This window comes from Pseudomonas sp. R62 (assembly GCF_000257605.1).
Taxonomy (GTDB): Bacteria; Pseudomonadota; Gammaproteobacteria; order Pseudomonadales; family Pseudomonadaceae; genus Aquipseudomonas; species Aquipseudomonas atacamensis.
Window position 1 is genome coordinate 1,159,510 of record NZ_JH635999.1, and the last position, 7,569, is coordinate 1,167,078.

Below are 7,569 nucleotides of genomic sequence, written 5' to 3' on the forward strand. Positions count from 1 at the left end.
AATCAACCCCGCCTCGATAAACCGCACCGAACTCTCCAGCGCCTGCTGCCCCTCGGCCAGCATGCCCGCGTAGAAATGCCAAGCGTGAAACATGCCGGGCCACACTTCAAGATTGACCCGGACGCGGTTGTCCGCCAGGTGATTGGCCAGACGCATGGCGTCACTGAGCATCAGTTCGTTTTCGCCGATCTGCACCAGAATCGGTGGCAGTCCGGTGACGTCGGCGAACACCGGCGACGCCAGCGGATGGTTGGCCAAGGTGTCGCCGAGAAAGGCTCGCGCGAGGATATCCAGCACGGGCTTGGAGTTCAGCGGATCAAGGCCTTCACGATTGCTCATGGAGACGCCGGTGTGTTCGAGGTTGGCCCATGGCGAGATGGACGAACCCACTGCGGGCAAGGGCAAGCCTTTGGATTTTGCCGCGACCATCACGCTGACCACCATCGCGCCACCCGCCGACTCGCCTGCGAAGGCAATCTTGCTGGCGGCGATGTTCTGCTCAAGCAACCACTCATAGGCGCGCAAAGTGTCATCGATGGGGGCGGGGAACTGATGCTCGGGTGCGAGGCGGTAATCCGGCATGTACACCCGCGCGCCAAGCATTTTTGCGTAGTTGCCGCCGATGCCGTGGTAGCCGTCAGGTCGACCGACGATGTAGGCGCCGCCGTGGATGTACATCAGCACCGCGTCGGTCTTGAGTTCATCCGGAGTCACCAGCGTAGCGGGCACGCCGCCCATGTCGACTGCTTCAAATCTCACGCCAGCCGGTGGTTGATTCTGCCCGAGCATTTTTGCGTAGGCATCGCGGATGTCGCTCATCTTAGTGGTGGTATCGATACCCTTCAGCACGGGCACCAGATCGCTGAGGCTGTTGGCCCAGGTTTGTACAGCTGCTTTTACTTCAGTGTTCATATGACCTCGATCAGACGTTAGTGATGGCTTAACTAATCGAGATGGTATGCTCATGATTGGGGAATAGGGTTCCCCATAACCGGTGCCAAGCCGCCTGAATGCCAAACCCGGAGGCCTCATGGAACTGCATAACCTGAACGACATCGCCGCCTTCGTCGCCTCGGTGGATACCGGAAGTTTTACGGCGGCTGCCAGGCAACTCGGGCTGACCCGCTCGGCCGTTGGTAAATCGATCGTGCGGCTTGAATCGCGTTTGCAGGTCCGCCTGCTCAACCGCACCACCCGCAGCCTGAGCCTGACCGACGATGGTCGGGTGCTGTATGAGCGATGTGTGGGCATCTTGCAGGATCTGGACGAGGTCGAAGAGGCTTTGGCGTTCCGCCGTTCGACGCCCAGCGGCCGCTTGCGCATGAGCCTGCCAGTAGCACTGGGCCGGCTGCACGTTGTGCAGCACATCGAGCGCTGCTTGAGAGACTGGCCGTCGCTCGCCATCGACGCGACGTTTTCCGATCGGCTGGTCGACCTGATCGACGAGGGTTTCGATCTGGCGATTCGCATCGGTCCGCCCAAGGAAGACTCCGGACTACTCACGCGCACGGTGGCTTACCAGCAAATGATCACCTGTGCCTCGCCCGATTATCTGAAAGAACATCCGGCACCGCAGACACCCGAAGATCTCGCCGGGCATGCGTGCCTGCACTTCGTCAGCGGTGGCCGATTGCTGCCGTGGAATTTTCGCGTCAATGGTCAGCCTGTGCCGGTCATTCATGCCGGACGGCTGCAAATGGACAGCGCCGAAGCCTTGCATCAGGCGACTGCGGCAGGCCTCGGTATCGCGACGTTGCCATCCTATGTGGTCAACGATGACCTGCGCAGTGGCAAGCTCGTGCAGTTGCTCGCTGGGTACGCCGAGGCTGCCGAGCCGATCCGGGTGATTTACCCGAGCAAGCGACACCTGTCGCCGAAGATTCGGCTGTTTATCGACAGGCTGGTGGAAGCGTGGTCACCGGCGCCTTGGGACTGATCAGCCCGCCATAGGAGCTGTGCCGCAAATTCACAGCAGGTGTGCTTTTTCAGCTATATCCAGCCAATCTTGGCGAGCCGTACTCTTGCAAACAGTGGCGCAGAAACTTGCGTGTCATCGCCACTGTAATCCGACGATGTCTGTGCTCGGCACGGATCATTTGAAGGAACAATAAAAACAATATCTGCGGGAGATGAATCCAATGAGACTCGCTCAAGAGGAAGCCGTGGCCGTGGCGGCTACCGCGAAAAGCTGGCTGAAAGCTGCCGGCATCCTGCTTTGCCTGTCCACCCCGGTCGCCGCGCTCGCGGACATCAGGATCGGTGCGCTTTATCCCCTGAGTGGATCCCTGGCGTTGCTGGGCGACGAGAGCTTCCGTGGCCTCGAACTGGCCGTCGCCGAACGAAATGCTTCGGGCGGTTTGAAGGGCGAGCCGATCAAATTGCTCAAGGCCGACGCAGTCGATGCGGGACAAGCGGTCGGTGCCGCGCGCCGGCTCACCTCTGTTGAGAACGTCACTGCTGTATTTGGCAGCTATTCCTCGGCGCTGTCATTTGCGGCCACGCAGGTGACGGAGATGGCGGGGGTGCCGTTTTTCGAATTGGGTGCGGTGTCCGACCACATCACTGAGCGTGATCTTAGCTACGTGATGCGCAGCAACCCGACCGCCAGGAATTTTGCCGAGGGCACCATCACCGCCATCACGGACATTGTCAGCCCGTCGCTCAAGGTCGATCCGAAACAATTGAAAGTCGCGATCATCCACGAGGATGCGCTGTACGGTACGACCATCGCCGGGTTTCAGAAAAAAATCGCTCAGGAGCAAGGTCTGAATGTGGTCGAGGTACTACCGTATTCGGCCAAAGCCGTCGATCTCTCATCGCTGATCCTGCGTTTGAAAGGCGCTCAGGCGGATGTGGTATTGCAGACCAGTTATCAGAACGACACGACGCTGTTTTTCCGCCAGATCCGCGAAGCCGGTTTCAGACCCAAAGCCGTTATCGGTGCCGGCGGCGGCTATTCCATGCAGGACACGGTCAAGGTCGTCGGCGCAGCCAATATGGAAGGCGTGCTCGATGTCGATTTCCCACAGTTCCAGACCAATGAAAACGGCGCTCCCGGTATCGGTGCGTTCGCCAAGGCATACAAGGATCGCTACGGCAGCGAACCGCGCTCGGGCCACAGCCTGATCAACTATGTCGGGGCGAAGATATTCCTCGATGCCATGGAAAACAGTACTTCGCTGGACGCCGATGCGATCCGTGCCTCGGTGGCAACCATCGATATTCCTCTCGGCGGTACGGCTGCCGGCATCGGTGCCAGGTTTGGCAAGAACGGCCAGAACCAGCGCGCCAATACGGCAATCATGCAGTGGCAGAACGGACTGCTGAAAACCGTTTACCCCCAGGCAGCCGCCGTTGCCCAAGCGCGTTTTTCCGACCAACCCTGATACCTGAACCCCGCAATCTGCTGAAGCTTGATCATTGAGCTTCACGGGTTCGTTCGCTCGCAAAGAGGGCGCCAACCGTGGAAATTTTCATCCAGCTCCTGTTGAACGGCTTATTGCTCGGTGGCACGTTGGCCATCATCAGCATCGGCCTGACTCTGATTTTCGGCATCGTGCGAGTGGTCAACTTCGCCCATGGCGAGTTTCTGATGATCGGCCTGTATGCCGTGTACTTGCTGAATTCGCACTTCGGCATCCACCCGTATATGGCGATCATTCCTGCGACGATCCTGTTGTTTGCCGCTGGTGCGGCAATGCAGCGTTTCATCATTCAGCCGTTGCTTGGCGCTGAGGGACATATCCAGATTTTCGCCACCGTGGGCGTCTCGATTGCCCTGATGAACGGCGCGTTGCTGATCTTCGGTGCCGACGTCATGACGGTGAAGAACATCAACGTCGGTACCACAACCGTCAGCTTTGGCGCCTTTCGCGTCAGCAGCGGTCAGTTGATCACTTTTGTCGCGTCGCTCGCACTGGTCGCGGGGCTGCACTGGTTTTTGCAGAACACCTTTCTCGGCCGGGCCGTGCGCGCTACTGCACAGCATCGCAACGCGGCGCAACTGATGGGCGTCAACGTCAAGAACATCTATGTGTTTGCCTTCGGCCTGGGTTGCGCCTGCCTGGGCGTCGCCTCGGGACTGATCGCTCCGCAATATCCGGTCTTTCCAACCGTTGGCACGTTCTTCGTGCTGACGGCGTTTGTGATTGTGGTGCTGGGCGGCCTGGGCAGCCTGTCCGGCGCACTGATCGGTTCAATGCTGATCGGCATCGTCGACAGTCTCGCCGGTTACTACATCGCGCCGGACCTCAAGGAGGTCGTCTATTTCACGATTTTCCTGGGCATCCTGGTGTTTCGTCCGACAGGTCTTTTCGGCGCCGGTCGCGGGTCTGAGTGAGGAAAATGGTCATGAATATTTTGCACCCGCGTGTCTATGTCAGTGCACTGGCCCTGGCGCTGTTACTGATCATTCCATTGAGCGTTGGCTCGCCGTTCGTTTATCACCTGTTCATCCTCATATGCAGTTATGCGGCACTGGCCAGTGCCTGGAACATCGTCGGCGGGTTTGCCGGCCAGCTGTCGTTGGGGCATGCCGTGTTCTATGGAGTGGGCGCTTACACGACGACGCTGTTGATGATGAAACTGGGCATCAGTCCATGGATCGGCATGTTCGCTGGCGCAATCCTGTCGTCGATTGTCGCGGTGCTGATCAGTTGGCCATGCTTCAGATTGCGCGGGCCGTTTTTTGCCTTGGCGACCATTGCGGTGCTGGAGGTCGTGCGTCTGGTGGCGATCAATCAGCATGACGTGACCGGTGGTGCGGCAGGGCTGGGCGTACCGCTGAAGCTCGGTTTCGAGTGGATGTTGTTCCGCCCGCGCTGGCCGTACCTGCTGATCGCCTTCGCGTTTCTGCTCATCACATTGGCGGTGTCGTGGAAGATCAAGAATTCCCGACTGGGTTATTACCTGATCGCCGTGCGTGAACGTGAAGACGCCGCCCATGCGGTGGGCGTGAACTCGGTCAAGGTCAAGCTGATCGCCGTGGTGTTGTCCGCATTTATCACCAGCCTGGTCGGCAGCTTTCACGCGATGTACCTGACCTTCATCGAACCCGGCTCGATGTTTTCTCTGGAGATGTCGATTCAGATCGCCATGTTCGCGTTGATTGGTGGACTGGGCACGGTATCGGGACCGCTGATCGGCACTTTGCTGGTGCTGCCGCTGGCTGAACTGGCACGCGGCTGGCTGGGCGATCTGGGCAGCGGTGTGCACGGTCTGGTCTATGGCATCGTGCTGGTCGCGGTGGTGCTGACTATTCCGCAAGGCGTGGTGGGGCGTTTTGGGGCCCGGATATTTGCCTGGATCGACTCATTGCCCGGCGGCCGTCGTTCGATGGCAAATACAGAAGCACCGATCGGGCCGACCTTGGCGCAAGCCCACTCGGCCACGCACGGTGAGCCGGTTCTGGTCGCAGAAAACCTGCACAAGTTCTTTGGCGGACTGCACGCCACCAACGATGTTTCGCTGAGCTTGGCCGAAGGCGAAATCGTGGGTGTGATCGGCCCGAACGGCGCCGGCAAAACTACGGTGTTCAACCAGCTCTCCGGATTTCTCCTGCCGTCCAAAGGCCAAGTGAAAGTTCGCCTGCTCAATGGCGATTGGGTCACCCCGAGCAGCCCGGCCGAGTTCGCCAGGGCAGGCATTGGCCGGACCTTTCAGATCGTCCAGCCATTCGCTGATTTGAGTGTCTGCGAAAACATCATGCTCGGTGCATTCATGCACACCGCCGACGCGAAGGAGGCGAGGGCGATCGCCGAGCAAGTCGCCGAGCTGACCGAACTCACCGCGCTGCTCGACACCCGGGCGCGCAACTTGACGGTCGGCGGCATGAAGCGCCTGGAAATGGCCCGCGCCCTGGCGACGCGCCCGCGCATCCTGCTGCTCGACGAGGTCATGGCCGGCCTCAACCCGACGGATGTTGCCAAGGCGATCGCAGTCATTCGCCGGGTGCGTGATTCGGGTGTCAGCGTGTTGATGATCGAGCACTTGATGCAAGCCACCATGAGCCTTTCTGACCGCATCGTCGTGATCAGTTCCGGCACGCTGCTGATGCAGGGCGCGCCTCACGATGTGATCAACGATCCTCAGGTGATCGAAGCCTACCTCGGCAAGGAGTACAGCCATGCTTAAACTCGACAACGTCCACAGCGGCTATGGCGGTACGGAGATTCTTCGTGGCGTGTCGTTCGAGGTCAATGCCGGTGAGGTGGTGACCATCGTCGGCGCCAACGGCGCCGGCAAAACCACGACCCTGCGCAGCTTGTGCGGCATCGTCACACCGTCCCAAGGCACGATCGAATTCGAAGGCCAGCGCATCGATGGCAATCGCCCCGATCAGATTGTCGACGCGGGCCTGACACTGATACCGGAGGGGCGCCAGTTGTTTCCCTTCATCAGCGTGCGCGACAACCTCTTGATGGGCGCTTACAAACGCAGTGCACGAGCGGGCTACAGGCAGCGTCTGGACAATATTCTCGATCTGTTTCCGAGGGTGCGCGAACGCCTTGATCAGAACGCCGGGACACTGTCGGGCGGCGAACAACAAATGGTTGCCATCGCCCGGGGCCTGATGGCCGAGCCGAAATTGTTGATGTTTGATGAGCCGTCGCTGGGCCTGTCGCCGCTGCTGGTATCGCAGGTCTTCGAGATCATCGACAGGATTCTCCAGTTGGGCACCACCGTGTTGATCGTCGAGCAGAACATCGTTCATACGCTGCGCATTGCTCATCGCGGTTACGTGCTGGAGAACGGCGAGGTGGTGCTCAGCGGCACCGGCCAGGAACTGCTGGAGAACCCGCACGTCAAGCGTGCTTATCTGGGGCTCTGACCCAGTCCATTCATCTGCAAGCGAGAGAAGGTCATGACTCATTCCAGACACGCCGGGCGCACCGTATTGGTCACCGGCGCCGGGGGCGGCATCGGTGCGGCGATCGCGCGGTTGTATTGCGAAGAAGGTGCAGCCGTGGCGCTGCTCGATGCCGATGCCGACAAGGTGCAACAGCAGGGCGTGGCGTTGCGTGATGCGGGTTTTGCGGTCGCGTGGGCGCAGGCTGATGTCGCGAGTTTTCAAGACTGCGCTGCTGCCTGCGAGCGCTTGCAAGGTGAGCTCGGCCCCATCGATACCCTGATCAACAACGCCGGCATTTCGCCCAAACACCACGGCGCACCCGCGCCGATCTGGACCATGGCGCCGGATGAGTGGCTGCGGGTGGTCGATATCAACCTCAATGGCTCCTTCAACCTGGTGCGAGTGCTCGCGCCCGGCATGGTCGAGCGCCGGTTCGGGCGCATCGTCAATATGTCTTCGGTGGCGGGCAGCGCGTTCTTGCCGATTGTCGCAGCGCACTACAGTGCGACTAAAGCCGCAATCATCGGCTTTACCCGCCACCTGGCCGGCGAACTCGGGCCGTTCGGTATCACCGCCAATGCGCTGGCACCGGGACGAATCGAAACGCCATTGCTCAAGACCGTATCAGCCCAGGCCAATCAAGCCGTGGTCGACGAGACACCGCTGCGCAGGCTGGGCACACCGCTTGAGGTGGCGAGGGCGGCGTGTTTTCTCACGTC

7 protein-coding genes are annotated in these 7,569 nt (G+C 60.1%); 6 read left to right on the forward strand and 1 reads right to left on the reverse strand.

Annotated features, from left to right (window positions below; translation table 11 throughout):
- Nucleotides 1-912 (reverse strand): alpha/beta hydrolase (locus tag OQK_RS23510; RefSeq protein WP_016774566.1); only part of this gene is annotated, 912 nt, incomplete at its 3' end.
- A 118-nt stretch (nt 913-1,030) separates the two neighbouring features.
- On the opposite strand from OQK_RS23510, the gene OQK_RS23515 reads away from it, so the two are divergent.
- From OQK_RS23515 to OQK_RS23540, 6 genes are all read left to right on the forward strand, one after another.
- Entirely contained in the window at nt 1,031-1,936 is a 906-nt protein-coding gene (locus OQK_RS23515; RefSeq protein WP_016774567.1) for a LysR family transcriptional regulator, read from the forward strand.
- 202 nt (nt 1,937-2,138) lie between these two features.
- A complete protein-coding gene (locus OQK_RS23520) occupies nt 2,139-3,386 on the forward strand; it encodes an ABC transporter substrate-binding protein (RefSeq protein WP_016774568.1) in 1,248 nt (415 codons plus the stop codon).
- A gap of 77 nt (nt 3,387-3,463) precedes the next feature.
- On the forward strand, nt 3,464-4,339 hold the full coding sequence (locus OQK_RS23525) for a branched-chain amino acid ABC transporter permease (RefSeq protein WP_016774569.1): 876 nt from the start codon (nt 3,464-3,466) through the stop codon (nt 4,337-4,339).
- Between the two features lie 11 nt (nt 4,340-4,350).
- Nucleotides 4,351-6,132, forward strand: coding sequence for a branched-chain amino acid ABC transporter ATP-binding protein/permease (locus OQK_RS23530; RefSeq protein WP_016774570.1), 1,782 nt, complete (start codon nt 4,351-4,353; stop codon nt 6,130-6,132).
- On the forward strand, nt 6,125-6,829 hold the full coding sequence (locus OQK_RS23535) for an ABC transporter ATP-binding protein (protein ID WP_016774571.1): 705 nt from the start codon (nt 6,125-6,127) through the stop codon (nt 6,827-6,829). Before OQK_RS23530 ends, OQK_RS23535 begins: the two co-directional genes overlap by 8 nt.
- 33 nt (nt 6,830-6,862) lie before the next feature.
- On the forward strand, nt 6,863-7,569 hold a 707-nt coding region (locus tag OQK_RS23540; protein ID WP_016774572.1), incomplete at its 3' end, for an SDR family oxidoreductase.

Coding starts and splice junctions, on each gene's coding strand:
- OQK_RS23535 (WP_016774571.1), top strand. CDS start 6,125: ATGCTTAAACTCGACAACGTCCACAGCGGCTATGGCGGTACGGAGATT.
- OQK_RS23515 (WP_016774567.1), top strand. CDS start 1,031: ATGGAACTGCATAACCTGAACGACATCGCCGCCTTCGTCGCCTCGGTG.
- OQK_RS23520 (WP_016774568.1), top strand. CDS start 2,139: ATGAGACTCGCTCAAGAGGAAGCCGTGGCCGTGGCGGCTACCGCGAAA.
- OQK_RS23530 (WP_016774570.1), top strand. CDS start 4,351: ATGAATATTTTGCACCCGCGTGTCTATGTCAGTGCACTGGCCCTGGCG.